The sequence below is a fragment of the Mucilaginibacter auburnensis genome (genome assembly GCF_002797815.1).
In the GTDB taxonomy this organism is placed as follows: domain Bacteria; phylum Bacteroidota; class Bacteroidia; order Sphingobacteriales; family Sphingobacteriaceae; genus Mucilaginibacter; species Mucilaginibacter auburnensis.
Genome location: NZ_PGFJ01000002.1, coordinates 1,009,710 through 1,032,396, shown reverse-complemented (window position 1 = coordinate 1,032,396; position 22,687 = coordinate 1,009,710). Strand labels below are relative to the sequence as shown.

Below are 22,687 nucleotides of genomic sequence, written 5' to 3'. Positions count from 1 at the left end.
ATCAAAGTGCTACTTCTCTTTCGCTGGATGCAGGTGCAGGGCCGCTATCAATTAATTTTATAGCGATGGTTGTGCTTGAACGCACTTGCTTGTCGTCGGGCTTATCATTCCAACCCATGTTTTTTAAAGCGAATAAAGCGCCGCTGGCCGACTGCTGATGCAGCTTTTTCTCATAACCTACCTCTACGCGGAGACGTGCGCGTTGTAACGTTGCGGAGTATTTGCCTGCTTTTTCCATTTTATCAAACTCGTCTCTGCTGTTAAAGCCGAGGTGCAATGCTAAGCCTGCCATGGTTGCCGGTTCAGGCTCCCTGATAGTTACTTTTTGTAGTGCAGGAGAGTCTTCTGATTTTTTTTGCGGCTTTTCCTCCATGCTGTATTCACCCTCAATGCTTTTAAAGTATTCTTCCACAAGGGTGCATAGGTCAGCCACGCTCTTAAATAATTTTTTAGGCATGTGATTTTATGATTTAGTTGCCGTTTGGCATAATTGAGATACAAATATAGCTAAAATATTTAGCATTTTAAAATAAATTAATTGTTATTTTTTACTCGCAGCGTTAAATAAATGTTAAAATGTACAACCGACAATAATTTAGCATTATATTTGTTTATCTGCACTTTACACGGTGAAATTATTTAAACACATAGCTTATATAATGTTTCTTTTTGTGGCATTTACTGCCTGCCAAAAAGAAGACGAGCGGCCTGTAGGTTTAAAACCGGTAGTTAAATCAGATTCCTTAAGTGCTGTTGTAAGCGTTAACAGCCCAGGTACTTATCTGGCAACTAAAGGCACGCTAAAAATTAATGTAGGCGATTCTACGTATACCTTTGATGCAGCTACAGATTCTGTTGCTTTTATTACCGTTGAACTGGACAGTACGCAATATTTTGGCATCACCGCTATCAATAAAGAACATACATTGAGTTTTGGCATAAGCTCGGCGGGTATTGCCCGGCCAGATACTAACGCCACTATAGCAGGTACACAATTGCTGTTAAGTACTGAAGAAAAAGGAACTATTCAATATACCTTGCCGAAATATATAAGCCCGGGCGATATTGGAAAACTTTACCTAATTAAATTCCAGCAGGACAGTACACTCAGTCGCGGTACTTTTTATACTACACTTGCCACCAAGGGTAAGTCAACCTACCAGCGTGCTACCGGCACATTTAATCTTATAAAGTAATTTTTAAAAGCTTTTTCAGTGAATACAAATATACAAAAATAATAATATGTTTACTATGTTAAATGGCATATTTAATTTCTGTGTCAGCCACTTCATTCTCCACTAACTGTGTAAGTAAGATTTTAACAACCGTTTCACGTAACCATTGCTGCTCTGTTAAAGTTGCATCCTCTTTATACCAACGGATGGGTTCGTTTATTTCAATGCGGGTTTTATAAATAAAGCCTTTGCGCGGGTGAATTTTGGTTCCTTCATAGCTGTTTAAGCCTTCGGCTCTTATTACTTTAGCCAGCTGTTTAAAGGGTATGTTTAGTTCCAGGCATTCCTCTAAAGTGTTTTTAAAGTCGTGCTTGTCTTCCAGCCACAACGTCAGTGCATCTTCGCCCAGTTCATGGTCGGCTATACTAATGCGGCTGTAATTGTAATCTACCGATATGATCATCCACCATATCGCGTCTTTCGTTTTTTGCGAGATCTTAATCATTTTCAATAAGTAATTAAAGCCCCGCAGGCGCGGGGCCGGTTTGGTTTATGTGAGTTTACTGCTCAAATCGCGGTTTCCAGTTGGGCAGATATTTCTGTATCGCGGCAATCTCATGCCGGTACTTTTCGCAAACTGCGCGATAAGCTTCATAACGCAGTTGCTTTTCCTGAACGTTTCGTTCATTCGAATCAGGCGATGCCTGATTTTGAAGTGCAGAATAGATAAGGTACATAATAAGGTATTAAAAATGTTTTAAAGGGTAGTTTTGAGGTAGTCATTTTTTAAGGCGGTAAGTTCATTTATTCTGTATTTCTGTATAAAATTTGTATTTATAAAATATATGCTGTATTATTGCTGTGTTGTGATACAAATATAGAAAAGAAATATCTTTATTTAAAGAAATAATTCAGAAAATTATTAACATTTATGGAAACCAAAGACAAGCCCAACAAAATCAAAACCGTAAGACCGGAAACATTGGAATTCATAATTCTGTATAACCAGTTAAAGGGAAAGGCATTTACAGGCAATGCGCAGCTGGCCGAGATACTTGGATTTAATTCTACCAGCTCTATTACAGAAATAATTAAAAGCAGGCAGAATATAGATCCTGAAAAATTCAAGGTATTTAAAGAATATTTTAAAGATTACCTGGATAATGGAACAACTGCACAGCCAGTAGCTGTAATGGGTGGCGGCATTCCAATGTTTGAGGTTTCTGTAACAGCATCGGGTGTGGAGGTTTATAATGATATAAACGACAAGCAGGCGGTGGGCAGAATGAATTTTCCCGGTATTGAGGACTGCGACTTTGCGCTACCGGTTTGGGGGCACTCCATGTATCCTTATTTAGAGAACGGTTGTTGGGTAGCCTTAAAGATCATCCACGATAAGAAGATACTGCCAGGCGAGGTATATTATATTGAATGGGGCGATTACCGCATGTATAAAAGATTATTAGCCGGTAACAGTCCGGATGAGGTAATAGCGCACTCAGACAATGTTACAGAGATGATAGGCAACCGCCTTAAGTACGCGCCATTTGTTATAAAGATTGACGAGATAAAGAAATTGTGTTTGGTAAAGGATATTCATAAAAAGCACAACCATTAGTAGTGTATTGATTTCATTACTCGTTGTTAATAAGTTAATTATGGCTAAATAGCCGGCAAGTATTCTTGCCGGCTATTTTTTTATATTTATTATTTTAATAATATCGTAACCGGTTTTTAATACCCCATTAACTTAAACAGTATGAATGATTTAATACTTTATTTTATAGCAGGTGGTTTTGTTGTTACTGCCATAATTGTTTTTAACCACAAAAAGCAAAAAAACAAGCTAAATGCATTTGTAATGGAAGCCGAAAAAGCGCCGTCATTATTAATGATACAATCGGTTGAACGTAAACTGAATAATATTTATGGCAGTTTATATGATAATGGCGTTAGAACCGAGGGCGAACCCAACGGTAAAAAGCTGCAACTGATACAAGAGTTGGAAACACTTGAAACGGCTTACGCCGATAAAAAGATTGGTCTTCGCGATTATAATGACAGGCTACAGCAATTACAACTTAAAACAAGCAAGCTGTAAATTCACGTTCTATGATATAAGATGTATTTCGGTTTTGGATATACATTGTTTATAATTGCAGGCATATGTTGTCTGACGAGGGTATAGTAAAACGTATCAAAATTATAGTTAAAGAGCACGGTGGGCAACTGGCGTTGGCTAATGCCATTAATGTAGACCAAGGCTTTATCAGCAAGGTTATCAATAAAAAACAGGAGGTGAGCTACTACCTCATCCGCAAATTGTGCCTTCAGTTACGCTATTCTCCCGAGTGGTTGATATTGGGTACCGGCGACAAGAACATCAACAAACCGGAATCGGCCAAACTTATTACAGAAATACAGATGATGCGTACGGAGGTAGATATCCTACATGCCCGTATGCGCGCTTTTGAACTGGAAATTAAGGAACTGAAAGGTTCCCGGGACGAAGAGCGCAAAGCCGCAGGATAAGAAAACAAAAATATTTTCATCGCTATAAAACCTGCTGACATAGGGCTGTCACCACCTCATGGTTTCTTTGTATCAACAAAAACAAACAAACCATGACAATCATTGAAAACCTTTTGAATGAAATTGAGCAGGAAGCTCAAATCACCCGTAAATTCCTAAAAATAGTTCCGCAAGATAAGTTTGACTGGAGGCCGCATCCAAAAAGCATGAACCTGCAGCAGCTTACTACCCACATAGCCGAATTGCCTGCGTGGATAACCATGACCGTTACTACTGATGGTTTAGATTTTGCCACTACTCCTTATGAACCAAGTAAAATAGATAACGTTACTGACCTGCTTGAATTCTTCGAGCAATCATACGCAGACGGCCGCGCGCACTTGCAAAATTTCAGCGAAGCAGACCTTGAAAAGCGCTGGTTGCTGCGCCATGGAGAACAAATTCTGGTTGACAGAAATAAATACGAAACCCTACGAATGTGTATTGCTCAGATTATACACCACCGGGCACAACTGGGCGTTTTTCTGCGCCTGCTAAACATTCCTATTCCCGGATCTTACGGTCCAAGTGCCGACGAAATGGGCAAATAATAAAAAATGCCTGCCGATTCCGGCAGGCATTTTTTATTTAGCGTCTTCGGTAGTGTCGCGTTCTACCAAATCCATGCCGCATTTGGAACAGGTGCCGGGCTTATCGGCGCCAATTTCAGGATGCATGGTGCATACGTACTTGTATTTTTTGACAGGTGCTTTTTTCTCTGCCGGTCCGCTGCAGGCGGTTAAGCCTAATAGTGCAAAAGCTAATCCCGCGGTTATATTTTTGATCATATTATTTGTTTTTGATAAAGGCCGTAAAGCCCAGCAAAGATACTACTAAAATGCCCAGTGCTGCCAGCATGCTCACTATATCGCGCACATCTTTTCCGGCCCAGGTCATCCAAAAAAATTTATGCAGGAAGATAAAAGTTAAACCTTCGGCGCGGTCCAAACCATCAACTTTGGTTGCCAGCTTTGCTGATGTAGTTTCAATGTACCAGTCACCATCGTTAGGATAGCTAACTTTTTCAACAGGCAGCCGCTTATTAATGAAGCCGTAATCGTTTGTGAATTGTTTAACCGGAGTAACCTCAGTTTTTCCGTATACTTTTTCTTTTCTCTTTTGTTCGCCAAAGGTTTTATAATAAGAAGCCAAAAAGCGTGCATAGGCTTGATCACCATCCGTTAACTCCTCACCTGTGTTCACGTTAATATATACAATCTGCTTTTTGTTATTAAGAATTTGATAGTAGCTTTTACCATCAAATTCTGCCAGCCCGGTACGGAATATGGTGCTATCTGCAACAGGCAGGTTAAAGTTGCTCAGTTTCAAATCGCTTGCTTTTATTAGTTGGCTGTAGGCTTTGCTCTCGCCCTTTAAGTTATACAATGTAATGTACAAGTGAAAAGCAGCGCTTATGGTAAAAGTCAGCATAAGGAATGACATGATGAGCCCCAGTTGCCTGTGGTAGCGATGGATAAACCGCTTGTCATTGTTTTGCCTTTTCTGCCTTACTTCTTTAAACTTCTTCCATAAAAGGCCATAAACAGTAACACCACTTAACAGCGATAAGAACATTACCCCCACAACGCATAACATAAATATCAACCTGAACTGCTCACCACCAATAGCCGCTAAAAAGCTCCAGGTGTGCAGCTGCTCAAACAACACCAGGAAAAACTTCCTGGTGTTGTTGTTAAATGTGCCTAACCTGCTTTGCGCGGTCTCAACATACACATCCATACCGCCGGGGCGGTCAAAAGTAACTTTCCAAACAGGTAGCAAACGGTTAATGGGCTGGTAGTGGCTATCAAAACTTTTCTGAACATGCATCTCTTTTATTGCAGAGGTGCTATCCTGCATAAAGTAACGGGCAAGATATTCGGCATAAAGCTTATCGCCATCAGGTAGTAAACTGCCATCATTGGCCGAATAATAATTGTAAACGCTGTCTTTGTCCAATACCTGGTAATACGCTCCCTTGCTGAATTGTATCAGACTAAAGTTTCGAAGTTCTGAAACGCCATTCTTCGCCAATACCTCATGCAAAGAAATTTTTGGGGCTATCTTGTCCTGGGTTCCGGGTACAAAAACTTCTTTAGGAATAGATGGACGCAACCAGTTAGACATCAACGGGTGCGATAACCCGCTGATGGTCCATGCCATAACCGGTATTAATGCAATTAAGCCCAATACTCGGTGCCACTTATAAAACAGTCGTTTGGCTTGCTGGTTACCGGCGTTACTTTTTTTCATTTGATCAGTTTTTTAAGAACGAATAGCTTAAACCTAATGTGTAAACCCGTGGCGGCGCTGCGGTGTAGGTATCACCATACTGATTACTCACCACAGTGGTAGCATATAGTTTATTGGTTACATTCAATACATTGAACCATATACCAAAACCTTTTAGCGCAGCTTGTTTGGCTTCGTAGCCTAAGCGCAGGTTGAAGATGTCATACCCTTCATAGCTTTTGGTATTAGCCGGATTGGTAAAGAATTTATCAATATGCTGCCACTCGCCTGCAATACGGAAACCCGGAATAAACAAGGGCTTATAAGTCAGCTCGCTGTTGGCTATCCAGGCAGGGGCGTTGGCCATACGGTTACCGTTGTAAACTAATACCGTACTTGTACCGGTGGCAAAGTTGGTGCTCACCTCGCTGTAATCTAAATACTGATGCTGCGCGTTGGTGCCGCTAAACCTGAAGCTTAATGACCGTACAGGCGCGTAAGTTACAGCATACTCAATACCTCTGTGGCGTGTTGCTCCTGCGTTTTGGTTTTGTGTGGTGTTATTAGGCAACAGCTGACTGATAATTTCATTCCGTCCTTCCAAATCATATAAGCTTACTTCTACGTAAAGCTTTTTATTGAAGGCCGAAAACCATCCGCCTAACTCATAATTGTTAAAGGTAGCCTGCTTAAGCGGCGTTTGCTGACGGGCGCTGTACAGGTCGCCGGTTTCGGGTGGCTGAAAACCTACGCTGTAATTGGCATATAAGCCTTTGTTGTTACCAAAGTTGTAGGTGAGGCCAATTTTGGGCGCTACAATATTAAAGTCATTCACCTCATGCAGTTTATATTTTGAACCCGCGGTTAAGTTGTTGTTGAAGTTGTAATGTACGTGGTCATACCTTAAACCTAACACCACACGCAGCGGCTCAACAGGGTTCATTTCATATTGTGCATAAGCCGCTGTATTAAACAGCTTGATCTTATAATCGTCAATATATTTACCTGTATTAGTAAAGCCGGTATAGTAGTTACGGGCTACATCTTTTTGAATATCCAGATATTGCGAGTAGAACGAACTCGGACTGTTATCCAAATAACCACCCAATATAAATCTCGAATTCAAAAAATCCATGTTGATGCGGTGCTGCGCCAACACACCATAGCTTTGCAGGCGTTGATCATTTACCTGTCCGTTTGAGCTCAGGTAAGCGCCGGTATTATCGCGCACATCCGAAATGAAATAGCTGGGTAATTGCGCTGTTGAATTGGCGCGGGTAAACAGCGTGATAAACGTGCTGCTTTTTTCGTTCCACATATGCTCCAGTTTTAATGATGCACGTAACGCCTTTACCCTGCGATAAGTAAAGCGCTGGTTGCTGCTGTAACTGCGGTTGTAAAAACGGGTTGCATCTAAACTGCCCGGTGTTTGGGTATTCAGATAATTGTAAGCCGTTGTAAAACTTAGTTTGGTTTTTTCGCTGGCATCATAGGTCATTTTCAGGTTTACAGAGGTTTTGTCAAAATCTGTGTAATCCTGCCAGCTATCACGCTGACGTGCCTGGTAGCCACCCACATAAAAGCCGAATTTGCCTTTGGTAAAACCTCCATCAGCATCAATGCGGCGGTAATTGTAGTTATCGCCTTGTACAGATACATTCCCTGCATAGCCGGCAGGCGGGTTTTGCGTTATAAAGTTTATTGCGCCCCCAATGGCATTGCTGCCATACAGTGATGAAGCCGGACCTTTAATAACCTCAATATCCTTTACGCCCGACATGTTGATCTCATAAAGCGAGTTATGGTTGAAAATACCCGTGGGGCGAATAGGCAGGCCATCTTCCATGTACAAGTACAGCGCGTTGTAGGTAATAGGCTGCCTTATGGCCATGGTGTGCTGCTCGTTGCCCAAATTCACCATGTATACGCCCGGTGTTTTGTTCAACAGCTGGTACAGGGCAGTTGCTTTGGTATCTTTAATTTGTGTTGAATTGATCTTGCTGATGGCAATGGGCGCATCTTGCCGCGACTGCCCCTCGCGGTTGGCTGATACAATTACAGTTTGTAAATCTGTAACCGATGGTTCCAGCACAACGTTTACTTCGGCGCCATCGGTTACCGTTAAAGTTGCGGACGTATAGCCCACCATAGTTACTTTAATGGCCTTTATTGAAGCTTGTTGTATGCTGAATTCGCCGCGCGCATTGGTTTGTGTTAGGGTTGAAGTTGTGTTGCCATCAACTTTGCATATAACGGCACCCGCGAGTGCCTCGTGAGTTATGGCATCCGTAACAGTGCCTTTTATCTGCCCTAACGTTACTGTAGTATACAGCACGCTCAGCAGAAATAATATAGAATATTTTTTCACCTGAATGATTATTGCAGGAGTGTTTCGCTCCTGATAGTGCATAATAAGTTAAAGGGTATTTATGCCGACCAACCTATCGTCCGCGCACAACGATCCGCTCATCAACATACAATACAATAAGAAATTGATTATGCTACCTGCGGAGGGCGAAAAACAGCACCCGGGAAAGGCGTAGCCTTGGGTGCATGGTAAGGTGTGGAAATAATATTAATTACTCGCGAATAAAATTTGATGGAGTTGCCCGATGCTACAAACACTTCCTGAAAAAGGCTTTTCTGTGTTTGGCGTTCATCGCTTTTTTCTTTTTCCTGGGCCTGCTTTACTTTTTTCATAAAGTAACAATGCCCATCGCAATGCAGCCAGGGTTTATCTAAATTTTCGCAAAGTTCTGTGGCTATGTATTTTTTGTTGAGCTCAAAACCGGCAAATACAAACAAGCGCGAAAAGTTGGCTGATAAAAGCGCAATAATTAAAACGATGGAAGTAAGTCTGGTGAACATGCGCAACAAAAGTAGCGTAGGAGAGGAGGAAAACCAAATAAAAAGGCCTGTTTAATTAACAAGCCTTTTTATAAATTGGGTTATTGAGCGCGTAATAGTTTAACGTGCGTTTTTTGTCCTTGAAATTCTGAGGTTATAACGGTTGAGTCGCCGTAAAATTTGCCTACTTGTGGCATTTGTTGACCCTGAATGTCTAAAGCGAAAGTAAAATCGCTTCCTTTTATTTTACCATTCAATATTGGCAAGTCGCCCTGGTCTGTAGAGCAGGCACCGGTTAAAGTTTCGCCATCAACTTTAAAAGTATAGGTTAGCGGTAATTCAAAATCGGCAATTTTTAAAGTGCCTTTCCATTTGCCGTTCAGGTCTGCAAATGCCGCGAAAGCAGCAGCAAAACAGCATACCAGTAAAGCTGCAATTGATAATCTTTTTTTCATGATAATAATTTTTAAATGTGATTAATAAGTTATTGAGCGCGGGTAAGCTTGATCTTGTTTTTCATTCCCTGAAATTCAGAGGTAATAACGGTTGAGTCGCCATAATATTTACCTGTGTTAGGTATTTTCTCTCCGTTAAAATCAAGTGTGAAGGTGAAGTCACTTCCTTTGATCTTGCCATCAGCAATTGGGAATTCGCCCTGATCGGAGCCAATGGTTCCGGTTAATTTCTCGCCATCCACTTTAAAAGTGTAGTTAAGCGGAAATTCCATGTCGTTAAATTTCATCATACCTTTCCATTTCCCCGAAAGGTCTGCAAATGCTGCGAAGGCAGCGGCAAAGCTACACACCAGTAGCGCTGCAATTGTAAATGTTTTTTTCATGATTTTTAGTATAAATGGTTGTTTCGGTCGGCTTAAATATAGGCAGAAGTTTTAAAATTTTAAGGCGTTTTATAATAATAAATAGGAGCAAACACGCCTTCGCCAACGGTATAATAGCCCTTGCCGTCAGCACTAAAGCCAATACCTTCGCCCAGTTTTTCCTCTTCATAACGTGGCTTATAAGGCTTACGCTGCATGCTTTGCCAAACGCTTTCGCCCTCTTTGCGGTCCCAGTAATAAACTTCCTGGTAGCTTTTCAATAAAATGTGTTCGCCATCTTTCGAAATATCACCTCCGGTTATCCATTTAAGCGGCTTTATGCCGCCGAAGGTGAGCGTAGCCCTTTTAGTTAGCGTTGTGGTGTCACCGGGCGTAAAGTTGAGTGATGCTGTATATACACCAACTCTATCGCCGCGTTTAGTTACTATATATAACAGCTTTTCCAGCGGATCTATCATTAATGTCTCAGCATCCTTTGGTCCATCCGGGTATCTTAAATAAATAGGAGTTGCCTTTACCTGCTTTTTATTGCTATCAAATAAGCTTTTGCTTTCCTGAATGCGATAGATAATGATTGTAGGTCTTACAAAAAAGTTATCGCCTATATCACCAATATAAATATAGCTTTTGCCGGTTTCCGGGCCGGGGCCAACGGCTATATCCTCACAATCATTTACACCTCTGTACTGTGAACCATCTCCTTTAAAGTAAACGGTATTGATGAGCTGACCATGATCGTTTATAACAAAAAAGCGGCTGGTGTCGCCGCTATCATTGTGTACGTAAAATATTTCATTATTGATGCCCGATGCCGCAATGCCCGATGCTTCAGACATGCTTCTGTCCTGCAATCTACCTGTTACAGTAATTTTATTTGCCAGATACCTGTGCCTTGCATAAGCGCCAATAAATAACAGAATAACTACCGCAGCAATGTATTTAAGCCTTTTGCTTCTGCTCATTCGGGGGAATAACATACAGCAAATATAACTTAAAAAGCGCTTGTGTTAAGCCTGTGCCTGCACCTGTACCAGTTCTACGTCGGGTTTTGAAACATCTGTAAGCGCTACTTTGCCACGCTCTCTGCGCAGTATGCGGTTAAACAGTGATATTTCTTTATCAAACAAAAAGCGGAAGAACAGCTTGGTCCATGATTTATGGTAATACAAGGTTTCGTAATATCCCGGAGCCGTGCTTTTTATTTGCGGAAGCTTGTTCCACGGAATAGAAGGAAAATCATGATGCTCATTGTGGAAGCCTACGTTAAAGGCCACTTTGTTTAAACCACCATAGTAGCTGTAAGTTTCCTGTTCAACACTGTGCGTTAAATAGTGTTCCTGTATCCAACGGGCGCCAAGCGGGTGTAAACCTACAGAGAACGAGAAACTTAACAGCAGGAACGCCAGTGAATGCCATCCCATAAAGTAATAAATGGCGGCTGTGAAGGCAACCTGTACCAACAGGTTGGTTACTATCCAGATGTCAAATGTTTGAATTTCGCGTAAGCGAGATAAACGGAAAACCTGGAACACCGGGTAGAACAGTAACCATAAAGCTTTACCTAAAAATGAGTTATTGATCAATTTAGCTTCCCATTTGTTAGGTAAGTCGGCGTCTAACTCATGTACACCCTGAAAAGAGTGGTGTTTAATATGGTAACGCTCAAATGAGATAGAGCTCGGGAAGATCTGCGGCATGTTGGCCAATATACCCGCCCAGCGATTGGCGCTTTTACCTTTAAATATTAATTGGTGCGCGCACTCGTGTATCATAACAAAAAGGGCGTGGTCTGCAAATGCACCCAATAAGTAAGCGGCGCCAAAAACCAACCACCATGATTGATCACGCAATAGCCAGGCTAAAATTAACTGAAAAGATACCAAACCAATTATTGCCCAAATAGTGTTTGGGTTTTTGCCAATGAGGTTTCTTAATCCCGGAAATTCTTTTAATATTTTTTTGGTACGTATACGGTGTGGTTCGGACGCTTCCGAGTAATAGAAATCGGTTCTTTTAGCCATTTTATCAGTTAGTATTCTTTAGTTTAAATCGGTTAGTTCCTTAAAACTCTATTTTTCAAAAATAATTATAAAATTTTACATAAAAGTTATAAAATTTAAATTTGTGAACAGTAAGTAAAGGTAGTTTGATCTTAAATTGGCAGATGGAGAATCGGTGGTTAACGTTCCAATCATTCAAGGCGTATTACTTACCTTTGCACCACTGTGCTAAAAACCCCCACTCACCATAAAACACCCCGGCAATTACGTTTAGCTAATGCGGTTTTCTTTTTCCTGTCGGGGATTGGTTATGCTACCTGGGCCTCGCGCATCCCCAACATTCAAAAGCAGCTTAATTTAAATGAGGCCGAACTGGGCGGAATATTATTTGCCATGCCTATTGGCTTATTGGTAACCATACCGCTCACCGGGCAATTATTAAGCAAATACAGCAGCCGCACCGTAATGCTGATCGGGGCAACTTTATTCGCTGTAATTTTAGGCATACTTGGTTTTTGTACCTCAGGATGGCAGTTGATACCTGTGCTGTTTTTGCTGGGTGCATCACGCAACCTGTTCAACATATCAACCAACGCGCAGGCAGTGGCCGTACAAACACTATACGACCGATCCATCATGGCCAACTTTCATGGCATTTGGAGCCTGGCAGGTTTCGCGGGGGCGGCTTTAGGTTATTTTGCCGTGCATTACGGTGTAAGCACCGCGCAGCATTTATTGCTGATGAGTATATTTTTGATTATCTGTTCCTTCGGTTTTATATCAGGTACCATTTACCAGCCGCCCGTACCTCAGCCTAAGAAAAAGATATTCACACTGCCTGAAAAGTCACTGATCGTTTTTTCGTTGATCTGCTTTTGCTGCATGGCTTGCGAGAATACCATGTACGATTGGAGCGGTATTTACTTTGAAAAAGTAATACAGGTAGCCAAAGGCAATGCTACCGAAGGCTTTGTGGTTTACATGATAGCCATGACCATAGGCAGGTTTATAGGCGATGCCATAGTAAACCGTTTTGGAATTAAGAACATGCTACGCGGCAGCGGGTTATTTATTTTTGTAGGATTAATGCTGTCGGTTATTTTCCCTTATCAGTTACTTGCGGCCCTGGGTTTTGTAATGGTAGGCTTTGGTGTATCATGCATTGTACCTATGATCTTTCAGTTGGCCGGTCGCTCAAAAACCATGAGCGGTGGCGCCGCGCTCGCATCAATTTCTTCAGTTGGTTACCTGGGATTTTTGCTGGTACCGCCTTTAGTAGGTTTTATTGCCGAAGCTATTAACCTGCGGGCATCATTCGGACTAATTTCTGTTTTGGGATTAATGATAGTGTTGCTGGTTTACCGCATAGAGGATGATAAATAGTAAACCGCTTATTTAGTTATCAGATATACTTTATCTAAAGTTGTTTCCCGTTTGTCTTTATTAATAAAGGCCGGCAATATGCGTTCCTGCGGATAATTGGTGAAGGAGGCCATTACTTTGAACGGTATGTTTTGTTCCCGCAAATAATCAATCGATTGCTGGTTAGCATAGTATGCCATGTTTTTCGATGTGGCAGCTTTGCCAAAATCTTCTAATGGAATGTACCCAACGGGCCGGTTGCATTCAAACTGAAAAACGTTGTTGGTTTGTTTTAAAGAATACGGGCTGTAGTCTTTAAATTGAGGCTGATTAAGGTATTGCGCGGCGGCTATTTGTCCGTTATAGTTACCCAACAGCGGGTAGAGATAGGTAGCCAGGTAAAAGTTAGCAAATAGCGAAGCCGCTATCGCGATAAAAAACGTGACCTTAACCCTGTGTTTAACCAGGCTACTGGTAATGTTGATCAGCCCGAAAAACCAAATGCATCCAACTGCCAACCATCCATAGGTGTCGGGTTGAAGCAAAAAGTTGATCAGGAACACGCCCAAAGTAAACGCAGCTATGTATAACCACCACGATATAATGCGTATGCGGTTACCCCATGTTTCCAGCTGTTCAAAGCAGTAGGGAGCAGTTATCAATGCAAACAGCGGGAACAAAATATTGGTATAAAACGGTAACTGGAACCGCGAAAGGGAAAACAGTAATAACAATAACAAGCTGCCAACAATAGTATAGAACTCTGGTTGTTTTTCTTTTTTGATCATGCCGCGTATCCGCTTATACAAAGCGTAATAAAACAGCAGGCACCATGGAGCAAAGGCCCAAAGCAAGGTATGCATATAAAAAAACACATCGCCCGATTTTTGCTGACTGATAGGTCCGCTGTTCACAAAGCGCCCAAACTGGCTATCCCACAAAAACCATTTAATGCCTGATACGTCCTGTCTACCAAATACCGTTTTTTCAGGATGGAGATCAAACTGTACATACAGTGCATACACCTCAGGCGCGGTTAGTAATAGGGTGAGGATAAATAATCCTATCCACTTAAAAGAAAATACCTGACGGAAATTGCCGGTGAAAATAAGTTGCCCTAACAAACTGCCATAAATTACCACCAACACAAAAATTCCTTTGGTCATGATGGCGCAGGCGGTTAACAGGGCGGCCAGCAACAGGTCTTTTACACTAAATCTATCGTAGAGGCCGGTAATGTGGTAGATGGCGCCGGTGATCAAACCCATCAGGTAGGGCTCGGCGCGAACATCGGTATTGCTCATTATCACATACTGTGATGCAAACACAATGAGCACGGCTATGAAAGCTATCTCCTGTGTATAAAATTTTTTGCCTAACAAGTAAGTATACCACAAACTCATAGCAAAAAACAACAGCGCAGGCAAGCGGTAGGCCCATGTACTTATACCAAAAACTTTAAAACTAACTGCCGCCATCCAGAACGGGAAATGGGGTTTGTCCAGCCAGTCTTGCCCGTAACTGTAAAGGGAGAGCCAGTCGTTACGGTAAAGCATGTTTTTGGCAATGGCTCCATACAAACCGGGGTCATCGGTAAAAAAAGCGTTGGTGATGCCGCTAAGGTTAACCGCAAAAGCAAGAAGGATAAACAGCAGGTAAAACAGCTTTTCCTGTTTTTTCATGCCTCAAATTAAGGCATAATTAAGCACAAACAAAAAACCCCTGCCTCGCGGCAAGGGCCAACTCACAACAATTGTTTAACCTTGGGGTATGGTTAACCCTCGGGTCTATTCCTAATTGCAACGCGAGCACGAATAATAAACAAGGCACCTTAATATTTAGTTTTGAAAATTTTAAACATAATTTGAATATAACAGCGTTTAATAACTAATCGCTTATATTAGCGGTACCAATTTGTATTAAACAGAACAATATCAAGCTTAAGAAAAATCATGAAAAAAGTATTTCAGTATGTAGCGGTTGCATGTTTCGCATTCGCATTATTTTTAGTGTCATCAACGGCATTTGCACAGGGACGTACCAGTCTAAAAGATAGCCTTAAAACTACAGTTGCAGGTGCTAAAATCACCATTAATTATAGCAGTCCTGCTGTAGATGGCAGGACCGTATGGGGCGACCTTGTGCCTTATGATAAGATGTGGAGAGCGGGTGCTAATCAGGCAACCACTTTTATCACAGATAAAGACATTATGGTAGAAGGTAAAAAATTGGCAGCAGGTAAATACACATTGTTTGCTACTCCCGGAAAAGATAGCTGGAAAATTACCTTCAACTCCGAAACAGGTCAGTGGGGTATAAAAAGAGATGGTACAGCTAACGCTGACCCTGCAAAGAATGTATTGGAAGTAACTGTTAAACCTAAACCAGCGCCAATGACTGAGCGCTTGAAATACGTTGCATCAGCAAACGGTTTTTCATTGGTTTGGGATAAACTTGAAGTGCCTGTATCTATTAAATAATTAAATATTAAACATTCAATAAAAGCGTCCTGACCAACTCAGGGCGCTTTTTTGTTTGCAGCAACTATATTTGCGTAATGCCAAAGCCAATTAACCCTTACCTGAAACAACTTATAACTATAGCTGCTTTAGCGGTGGCTATATGGCTGCTTGGTGTTTTTACCAACTATCCGCAGCTGGTTGAACGGTATTATTCGCAAGCCTTTTATGTAGGGGTTTGTTATGTACTGCATCCGCTGTTAAACATATTACCTTTCAGCATTGGCGATGTTATTTATATCGCGGTTATTGGGTATCTGCTATACTTGTTGGGCAGGTGTATCTACCTGCTGTTTAAAAAACAGTTTAAGGTTATAGGCAGGGGAGTGCTTGGCTTGGCAATAGGCATACAGGTGGCCTACCTTATTTTTTACCTGTTTTGGGGATTGAATTATTTCCGCCCATCTGCAGCAGAACGTTTAAACCTGCGCGACACCGCTTATACCACCGCTGACCTGCAAGCCGTTACCTCTATTATGATAGACAGCGCCAATGCTACCCGTGCCCGGCTACAGCATCAGGACACTTTACAAACCAATACTGCTATTTACGCCAATGCACTGTTAGCCATCAAAAAACTATCGGCAGATTCAGCTAATTTCCGCACCTATTATCCGGGCATAAAGCCCTCATTGCTTACACCCATCATTAATTATTTGTCAACTTCCGGGTATTACAACCCTTTTACCGGCGAGGCGCAGATGAACTACCAGATGCCTTTAATAACCCGCCCCGCGGTGGCCTGCCATGAACTTTCGCACCAAACGGGTTTTGGAGCCGAAGATGAAGCCAGCTTTGCCGGCTTTTTGGCAGGTGTGCGCTCAAACGACAGGTTATTACGATACTCGGTTTACCAAATGGCTTTAGGCGAATGCATGTGGGCCATGCGCCGAAGAGATACCACCATCAGCAAAGGACTAAGATTGCGCTTATCTCCGCAGGTGCGTTACGACTTTATTGCCGAACGCCGCTACTGGCTGTCATTCCGGGGTAAGGCCGGTGCCTTAAGCGGCATGTTTTATGATGATTTTTTAAAGGCCAACAACCAACCCATGGGGATGGATACCTATAACCAAATGGTGTTGCTGTTGGTCAACTGGTATAAAGCAGGTGGAGGCTCTGGTCCAGGTGAGCCACCAAAGGCCACCAAGAGCCGGTAAGAGCCACACCGCAGCCAACTTGGCCACCTGTATTGCTATAGGCGTTCACTGTTTTGCTTGGGGCTGCTTTGTTTTGTAATTTAGTGGTTTCCGTTATGCAGACCATCCTGCATCAAACACAAATAAAATGCTACATCATACAGGCAAATACCGTACGTACGCGCACAACCTGCGGTTAGCAGCGTTGCTGTGTTTGACAGCCGGGTTTGTTAATGGCGCAGGCTTCCTGTCGTTTTATGTGCTTACTACCAATGTAACCGGTCATGTTGCCCTGTTTGCCGAAAAGCTGGCCATTGCAGATTTTCCAGCAGCCGGAACCGTTGGCCTGTGGATGCTGCTGTTTTTAGGCGGCGCTATGGTATCAAGTTTTATAATTGGAAAGGTGGGTAAGGAGCATCGCTTTGCATACACCATATCATTATGTATAGAAATAGTGATATTGCTGTTTGTTGCCGTTTACGGAACAAACATGCCGCAATCTGTTACCAATACCAGACTGTTAGCCGGATGTTTACTGTTTGCTATGGGTTTGCAAAATGCCATGGTTTCCATGGTTTCGGGTTCCGTAGTGCGTACCACGCATTTAACGGGCATATTTACCGATCTGGGTATTGACCTGTCGGCATTATTACAAATCAACAAAACCGAGGATGCCAGGTTGTTGAGGCAGCGCGTATTTTTACGCCTGGCAATTATCTTTTTCTTTTTCCTCGGATGTGTAACGGCAGCTTATTGGTATCCGGTTTTTAAACTGAAGGAGTTTTTTATCCCGGCAGCAATACTCATTGTTGTTATGTTCTATGACATTTTCAGGTTCAGAATACATAAAGTCGTTTTGCGGTTAAAGCGCAGGTAACACACTCGGATTTATTTTGAATTAATTCATAGATATTAATTTGAGCTTTTCGAACGTTCCTTATGGTCTTCACTTATCCGTTTTAAGGCTTCATTAGTCATTATTAGCAAATCATTTTTATCACCATCCCATATTGATGTATATTTTTTCGAAGTAACATAATGCTGTTTCCAACCGCTTAATGGCTTGTAAAGCCGTAACGTGCATATGTCTGTAGCGGTAATAAAGTCGCCTGTTTCGGGTAGATGAGTATGCATCTGAGCCACCGTTGTTTTGCTGTCAGGAGTATTGGTATATATAGGAATTATATTCTTATGAAGCGTTTTTTTGGAGGTGATGTTATTGTTGTCGTCAAAGTTCAACAAGTAGTCATTACCGAATATAACCACGCCATTAACGCTTGGTCCGGTAAGTATGTATACCATTTTTTTGCCTTTGTTTACCAATGGTATCGGATTCAAACTCGTATTGTTATAAAGTTTGTATAAGGTGTCTTTCCGCATATCAGCTATTGCTGCAGCTCGGATCTTGTAAAGCGCACTCTCGTTACTATTCATCACCCTTTCAGTTGTATCTAATTTATAATTGCCCGGATTGAAATCATAATTGAATGATATAGTAGCCAATACTGTTGTATTGGCCTGGGCCGAATAGAAAACGTTAATTAGGTTGGTGCCGTTGTCGTAAGATAAATATCCGCCGGCCTGCTTAAGTTTTGAACCGCATTTCTCTTTAAAAATATCCGTGCCATGCCATGAAGCAAATTCCGAGCGGTAAAGCACTTCTGCCTCGGCACGTATACTGTCTGCAACTTTATCCAGGTCTATTTCCTGAGCAATAGCGTTTATAGAAGAGACTAAAAATGATATAATCAAAAAGAGTTGTTTCATAATAAGGAATTGGTACTGCAAGCTAATCTATTTTTGAATAATCTGCGCCTCCTTCTCAAGTTATTTAATAATCGTAGTCTAATTTACCTTTGCTAAGTCTGCACTTAATCTTTTATAAGTAGTAATGACAAAATTAAAACTAAGCAATCGACGGTGTTGGCTTGCAGTAAAATTGGTGTCAATCTACCTCATTTAGTCAAATACAACTCACTTATATAATTTAGATCATATATAACCTATAATTAAATTATTTTTTCTTTATATATTGATTTTAAGTATGTTAAAAATTAAATTTGACTAATAGTTTAATATTAACCTAACTTAAAATTGTATGAAAAAACAAATTTTCATGTCAGCATTCGCATTAGTATTGCTTATTCCTGCTTTCTCATTTAAAAACATTGATCACCCACAACATGTAAACAGAACTGCTACTGCTAAGCAGAGCATTGTTGAATTAGGAGACTTTACCCGAGATGGTATTACCTACAGGGTTTACATTGACAATTCAACAAACACTATAACCGGTGTAATGTATACTTATGGATTTGGCTGGTACGATGTGTATTCTTTCAGCAATGGTGTATACAATCCGTCAATTCCAAATTATGTGGCCCATTTGATAGTTAAGAGAACAGAAACAACCAGTTCATTTACTTATACAGGGTCTACTACACCTCCCGCGATTTACGATTAAAACATCTACAATTTAAAGTCGTTTCTTTAAGAAACGACTTTTTTGTTTTTTGATACTGATCCAACGCTTTTCTGTAATGATTTGAGTAGTTTACCTTACTCAAAAGGCCTGCCTCATATCAGAACTTGTCTAAACGCGTCAGCAATCTGGTGGACAGTCAAAAATATTTCCGAAATTCGCCCACATGCTGCAAATACAGGAAAACGTATCCCTAAAAAACTTTAACACCTTTGGTGTTGATGCCCACGCCAAATACTTTGTTGAGATAGCTCATGAAGATGAGCTGGTGGAGCTTTTTATGGATCCGCAATGGCAGCAAACCCAGCGCCTGGTAATGGGCGGCGGCAGCAATATGTTGCTCATTAATGATTTTGACGGATTGGTTATCCGCCTTAACATACGTGGCATTGAACACCGCATTAATCATGATGATGTTTTTGTAGAGGCGGGGGCAGGCGAGGTGTGGAATGATCTGGTTAGTTACTGCGTCAATCACAATTTTGCCGGTATGGAAAACCTGAGTTTAATACCGGGTTCGGTAGGTGCATCTCCCATACAAAATATTGGTGCTTACGGTGTTGAGTTGAAAGATGTGTTTGAAAGCTGTAAAGCATTTGAGATAGCAACCGGAAAATTCAAAACGTTTACCAAAGCCTGCTGCAAATTTGGCTACCGCGAAAGTGTTTTTAAGGATGAGCTGAAAGGACAGTACATTATTACTTTTGTAAAATTTCATTTATCGCTGATTCCTCAGCTAAATTTAAAATATGGTGCCATTGAGCAGGAACTGGCGAACCGTGGTATAACCGAACCAACTATTAAAGATGTATCGCAGGTGGTGTCGCACATTCGCGTTAGCAAACTGCCCGATCCATCAACCATAGGCAATGCGGGCAGCTTCTTTAAAAATCCGGTTATTACTTCCGCTGAATTTGAGGCTGTTCATCAAAAAAATCCGGAGGTGGTACATTTTCCGGCTGGCGATGGCTTGGTTAAATTGGCTGCCGGATGGTTGATAGAACAATGCGGGTGGAAAGGAAAAGTGGTTGGAAATACCGGCACGTGGAAGAACCAGGCGCTGGTTTTAGTTAACCATGGCGGCGCTACAGGACAAGAGGTGTACAACCTTTCGTCGCAAATCATAGACAGTGTGTACACTAAATTTGGCGTTACCCTACAACGCGAAGTGAACATTGTAAAATAATTTAAAACTTTTTTTTAAGTGCATTTGTGATGTGTCTTTTTTACGATACACATCTCTTTATGTAAGGTGTTAAGCTATTTAATCCCCTTAAAATCAGTGTGTTTTGTTTGTTTGGGACGATTGTGCCTTATTTGTGCTTTCGTCATCCATAAGTCATTGAAAACGTTGTAATAAATGTAACAATGGGCTATTGTGGTATCAACTTTGTCTTAAAAGGAATACAAAACGATAGCAAAATGACAAAAATTGAGTTTAACACCCTGGTATTACGTCAAGCAAGTTCTTTAAGGTCATATGCCTTACACTTTACTCACGATGCAGACGACGCAAATGATTTAGTGCAAGACACTATTTTGAAAGCGATAACTTATTATAACAAGTTTAAAGAAGGAACTAATTTAAAAGGATGGTTGTATACCATTATGAAAAACACTTTCATAAACAACTACCGCCGTTTTGTTAAAATGAGCACCTTCGTAACTAAATCTGACGAGATATCTTCACCTAACCTGGTATTCAGCTCAACCAAAAATCAGGGCGAATCAAAATTTGTGATGGATGATATCAAAAAAGCATTAGACAGGTTACCTGCTGATTACTATGTACCTTTCACCATGTACTTTGAAGGTCACAAATATCACGAGATAGCAGACCATCTGGATATTCCTATCGGAACTGTTAAAACGCGTATTCACGTAGCACGTAAGCTGTTAAAGAAAAGCCTTAAAGCTTATGATAATGGTGTTAAAAAACCTATCTACGCTGAAAACTAATTAGAAAATTAAACTCAACATATATAAAGAAAAACCCCGTTGGTTATAACCAGCGGGGTTTTTTAGTGGTTTAACTTTTTATGAATTTAATTGCTGGCTTGTATAGGACGGGGCGCTTAGTTGCTATTAATATGCTGTTTGTAACTATGTATAAAACGTTAAGGGCGGGAACGCCAAATAGTAATAATTCAAAAAAACTATACCCACCAAGTTCATAAGGTAATTTTAAACGCCAATGTAATTCCTGATTAGCAATTGCACCTGACAGCACTACTAAGCCAAGTAGTAAAAACGATATTTGGAAGTTAATCAGCGGCTTTGCAACGGCATCAATTCCCTTGATATCTTTTTTCAAATGCCATAGCACAAAAGGAGCGAATACCGCTAAAAGCGGGAAGAAAATAAAAGTTAGTGCAGATAAATTTAAAAGTACTAAATAGGTTTGATTATCCTGTAAATCATGCTGATCTGTGGAAATTTCACTTACCGTTAATTCTCGCGGCGCGATATTTAGTGCCGCTGCTAATTTCAATAAGCTATCGCCTCGCGGTTCGGTGTTATTGTTTTCTATGCGCTGTATGGTCCGGATGCTTAAAGCAGTTAGGTTAGCCAGGTCTGCCTGACTTAAGCCTTTCGATACCCTTAGCTTTTTTATTTTATTGCCACTCATTCTATAAGGTTTGCAGCAAAGCTAAATATCAATATACAAAAAATTAAACGACATATTGATGACGAGTTTGCGACAATAAGCAATTATCCAAATCAATTCTATCACTTGTATAAACATAGTACAAAAGAAAACCCCACTGGTTATCGCCAGCGGGGTTTTTTTAGTGATTAACTCTTAATACTAACTTCAGAAAAAATTAATTGCAGGTTGGTAAACTACGGTACGTTTTCTTAATAATATTATAGTGTTGGTAATGATGTAGGTGAGGTTAATGGCATACATTGCGAATACACCTGAAAAAAGGATTATTGTTGAGCCAAGATCTATAATGCCGTTCGTTTTTAGTGCTGTTAAAATAACTGCAATTACCCACAGAAAAATGCCGCATAAAACCCACGAGATTTGAAAATTTATCACCCGTTTAGCAACCAGGTCTATGTTGTAAATGGAACCTTTTTTTAACGACCATAATACAAGTGGGGCTATTACACCCAATAACGGAAAAGCTAAAAAGCATATGGCCGATAAATTAAGCATTAACAGATAGCTGTTATTTTCAAGACGCGGTGCCGCATTAATATCTACAGGGTTTTTTGTTAGTTCTGCGGGAGTTACATTTAAGGCCTTTGACAGTCGTATCAAACTATCGCCTCTTGCTTCGGTTTCGCTGTTTTCTATCCGCTGAATTGTTCTTAAACTCAACGCAGTTTGGTTGGCAAGTTCTGCCTGACTGAAGCCCTGTGCAATTCGAAGTGATTTTATCTTTTCACCTATGATGTTGTCTTTCATTTTGTACTTTTTTTCACAAATCTAAACAGCATTGAAGGTAATATTCAGCGACATATATGCGACATGTTTGCGCCATAAAACAAACTCCGCTCAAACACATTGAG

General features: G+C 41.0%; 27 protein-coding genes. 12 read left to right on the top strand and 15 right to left on the bottom strand.

All coding sequences use genetic code 11. The features are described 5' to 3' along the window. Position 1 precedes the first annotated feature (1 nt). Positions 2 to 457: a terminase small subunit gene (locus CLV57_RS15310; protein ID WP_100342258.1), complete on the bottom strand. Its 456-nt coding sequence runs from the start codon at positions 455 to 457 to the stop codon at positions 2 to 4. A gap of 172 nt (positions 458 to 629) precedes the next feature. On the opposite strand from CLV57_RS15310, the gene CLV57_RS15305 reads away from it, so the two are divergent. Beyond that, positions 630 to 1,196 (top strand): hypothetical protein, encoded by a 567-nt coding sequence (locus tag CLV57_RS15305; protein ID WP_157799177.1) that lies wholly within the window; start codon positions 630 to 632, stop codon positions 1,194 to 1,196. A 58-nt stretch (positions 1,197 to 1,254) separates the two neighbouring features. Here CLV57_RS15305 and CLV57_RS15300 read toward each other — a convergent pair whose 3' ends face one another. Both CLV57_RS15300 and CLV57_RS18410 read right to left on the bottom strand, forming a co-directional pair. Continuing rightward, positions 1,255 to 1,680, bottom strand: coding sequence for a hypothetical protein (locus CLV57_RS15300; RefSeq protein ID WP_100342256.1), 426 nt, complete (start codon positions 1,678 to 1,680; stop codon positions 1,255 to 1,257). Positions 1,681 to 1,735: 55 nt separating this feature from the next. Next, complete coding sequence (locus CLV57_RS18410; protein WP_157799176.1) at positions 1,736 to 1,912, bottom strand: hypothetical protein; 177 nt, start codon at positions 1,910 to 1,912, stop codon at positions 1,736 to 1,738. Positions 1,913 to 2,106: 194 nt separating this feature from the next. On the opposite strand from CLV57_RS18410, the gene CLV57_RS15295 reads away from it, so the two are divergent. From CLV57_RS15295 to CLV57_RS15280, 4 genes are all read left to right on the top strand, one after another. After that, positions 2,107 to 2,793: a S24 family peptidase gene (locus CLV57_RS15295; protein WP_100342255.1), complete on the top strand. Its 687-nt coding sequence runs from the start codon at positions 2,107 to 2,109 to the stop codon at positions 2,791 to 2,793. 141 nt (positions 2,794 to 2,934) lie between these two features. Continuing rightward, positions 2,935 to 3,276, top strand: a complete 342-nt coding sequence (locus CLV57_RS15290) for a hypothetical protein (protein ID WP_100342254.1) — start codon at positions 2,935 to 2,937, stop codon at positions 3,274 to 3,276. Positions 3,277 to 3,341: 65 nt separating this feature from the next. Further along, a complete protein-coding gene (locus tag CLV57_RS15285) occupies positions 3,342 to 3,707 on the top strand; it encodes a helix-turn-helix domain-containing protein (RefSeq protein ID WP_100342253.1) in 366 nt (121 codons plus the stop codon). 92 nt (positions 3,708 to 3,799) lie between these two features. Then, complete coding sequence (locus tag CLV57_RS15280; protein WP_100342252.1) at positions 3,800 to 4,297, top strand: DinB family protein; 498 nt, start codon at positions 3,800 to 3,802, stop codon at positions 4,295 to 4,297. A 33-nt stretch (positions 4,298 to 4,330) separates the two neighbouring features. On the opposite strand, the gene CLV57_RS15275 is transcribed toward CLV57_RS15280, so the two are convergent. The 8 genes from CLV57_RS15275 to CLV57_RS15240 form a co-directional block, all read right to left on the bottom strand. Beyond that, complete coding sequence (locus CLV57_RS15275; protein ID WP_100342251.1) at positions 4,331 to 4,534, bottom strand: heavy metal-binding domain-containing protein; 204 nt, start codon at positions 4,532 to 4,534, stop codon at positions 4,331 to 4,333. Between the two features lies 1 nt (position 4,535). Then, on the bottom strand, positions 4,536 to 5,999 hold the full coding sequence (locus tag CLV57_RS15270) for a PepSY domain-containing protein (protein ID WP_100342250.1): 1,464 nt from the start codon (positions 5,997 to 5,999) through the stop codon (positions 4,536 to 4,538). Positions 6,000 to 6,003: 4 nt separating this feature from the next. Continuing rightward, positions 6,004 to 8,388, bottom strand: coding sequence for a TonB-dependent receptor (locus tag CLV57_RS15265; protein WP_100342249.1), 2,385 nt, complete (start codon positions 8,386 to 8,388; stop codon positions 6,004 to 6,006). An 86-nt stretch (positions 8,389 to 8,474) separates the two neighbouring features. Beyond that, complete coding sequence (locus CLV57_RS15260; RefSeq protein WP_100342248.1) at positions 8,475 to 8,846, bottom strand: hypothetical protein; 372 nt, start codon at positions 8,844 to 8,846, stop codon at positions 8,475 to 8,477. An 80-nt stretch (positions 8,847 to 8,926) separates the two neighbouring features. After that, complete coding sequence (locus tag CLV57_RS15255) at positions 8,927 to 9,280, bottom strand: glycoside hydrolase (RefSeq protein WP_100342247.1); 354 nt, start codon at positions 9,278 to 9,280, stop codon at positions 8,927 to 8,929. Between the two features lie 29 nt (positions 9,281 to 9,309). Then, positions 9,310 to 9,663 (bottom strand): hypothetical protein, encoded by a 354-nt coding sequence (locus CLV57_RS15250; RefSeq protein WP_100342246.1) that lies wholly within the window; start codon positions 9,661 to 9,663, stop codon positions 9,310 to 9,312. A 59-nt stretch (positions 9,664 to 9,722) separates the two neighbouring features. Next, complete coding sequence (locus tag CLV57_RS15245) at positions 9,723 to 10,625, bottom strand: hypothetical protein (RefSeq protein ID WP_100342245.1); 903 nt, start codon at positions 10,623 to 10,625, stop codon at positions 9,723 to 9,725. Positions 10,626 to 10,670: 45 nt separating this feature from the next. Further along, on the bottom strand, positions 10,671 to 11,684 hold the full coding sequence (locus CLV57_RS15240) for a fatty acid desaturase (protein WP_100342244.1): 1,014 nt from the start codon (positions 11,682 to 11,684) through the stop codon (positions 10,671 to 10,673). 204 nt (positions 11,685 to 11,888) lie between these two features. Here CLV57_RS15240 and CLV57_RS15235 point away from each other — a divergent pair, with 204 nt between their 5' ends. Beyond that, positions 11,889 to 13,046, top strand: coding sequence for an MFS transporter (locus CLV57_RS15235; protein WP_100342243.1), 1,158 nt, complete (start codon positions 11,889 to 11,891; stop codon positions 13,044 to 13,046). Between the two features lie 8 nt (positions 13,047 to 13,054). Here CLV57_RS15235 and CLV57_RS15230 read toward each other — a convergent pair whose 3' ends face one another. Then, positions 13,055 to 14,707 (bottom strand): ArnT family glycosyltransferase, encoded by a 1,653-nt coding sequence (locus CLV57_RS15230; RefSeq protein WP_100342242.1) that lies wholly within the window; start codon positions 14,705 to 14,707, stop codon positions 13,055 to 13,057. A 270-nt stretch (positions 14,708 to 14,977) separates the two neighbouring features. Between CLV57_RS15230 and CLV57_RS15225 the strand changes: the two genes are divergently transcribed. The 3 genes from CLV57_RS15225 (at position 14,978) to CLV57_RS15215 (ending at position 17,560) form a co-directional block, all read left to right on the top strand. Further along, positions 14,978 to 15,505, top strand: a complete 528-nt coding sequence (locus CLV57_RS15225) for a DUF2911 domain-containing protein (RefSeq protein ID WP_100342241.1) — start codon at positions 14,978 to 14,980, stop codon at positions 15,503 to 15,505. Positions 15,506 to 15,582: 77 nt separating this feature from the next. Further along, the gene (locus CLV57_RS15220; protein ID WP_100342240.1) at positions 15,583 to 16,704 is read left to right on the top strand and encodes a DUF3810 domain-containing protein; all 1,122 of its coding nucleotides are present in this window, start codon (positions 15,583 to 15,585) and stop codon (positions 16,702 to 16,704) included. A 127-nt stretch (positions 16,705 to 16,831) separates the two neighbouring features. Then, positions 16,832 to 17,560 (top strand): YoaK family protein, encoded by a 729-nt coding sequence (locus tag CLV57_RS15215; protein ID WP_100342239.1) that lies wholly within the window; start codon positions 16,832 to 16,834, stop codon positions 17,558 to 17,560. A 35-nt stretch (positions 17,561 to 17,595) separates the two neighbouring features. Here CLV57_RS15215 and CLV57_RS15210 read toward each other — a convergent pair whose 3' ends face one another. Then, complete coding sequence (locus CLV57_RS15210; protein ID WP_100342238.1) at positions 17,596 to 18,450, bottom strand: hypothetical protein; 855 nt, start codon at positions 18,448 to 18,450, stop codon at positions 17,596 to 17,598. A 331-nt stretch (positions 18,451 to 18,781) separates the two neighbouring features. On the opposite strand from CLV57_RS15210, the gene CLV57_RS15205 reads away from it, so the two are divergent. The 3 genes from CLV57_RS15205 (at position 18,782) to CLV57_RS15195 (ending at position 21,124) form a co-directional block, all read left to right on the top strand. Beyond that, on the top strand, positions 18,782 to 19,147 hold the full coding sequence (locus CLV57_RS15205; protein WP_100342237.1) for a hypothetical protein: 366 nt from the start codon (positions 18,782 to 18,784) through the stop codon (positions 19,145 to 19,147). Between the two features lie 184 nt (positions 19,148 to 19,331). Beyond that, positions 19,332 to 20,351 carry a UDP-N-acetylmuramate dehydrogenase gene (gene murB, locus CLV57_RS15200; protein ID WP_100342236.1) on the top strand — a complete coding sequence of 340 codons (1,020 nt, stop codon included), beginning with the start codon at positions 19,332 to 19,334 and terminating at the stop codon, positions 20,349 to 20,351. A gap of 236 nt (positions 20,352 to 20,587) precedes the next feature. Then, positions 20,588 to 21,124: an RNA polymerase sigma factor gene (locus CLV57_RS15195; protein WP_100342235.1), complete on the top strand. Its 537-nt coding sequence runs from the start codon at positions 20,588 to 20,590 to the stop codon at positions 21,122 to 21,124. Positions 21,125 to 21,194: 70 nt separating this feature from the next. On the opposite strand, the gene CLV57_RS15190 is transcribed toward CLV57_RS15195, so the two are convergent. Then, positions 21,195 to 21,794, bottom strand: a complete 600-nt coding sequence (locus tag CLV57_RS15190) for a helix-turn-helix domain-containing protein (RefSeq protein WP_100342234.1) — start codon at positions 21,792 to 21,794, stop codon at positions 21,195 to 21,197. A gap of 186 nt (positions 21,795 to 21,980) precedes the next feature. Beyond that, complete coding sequence (locus CLV57_RS15185) at positions 21,981 to 22,583, bottom strand: helix-turn-helix domain-containing protein (RefSeq protein WP_100342233.1); 603 nt, start codon at positions 22,581 to 22,583, stop codon at positions 21,981 to 21,983. Positions 22,584 to 22,687: the final 104 nt, after the last annotated feature.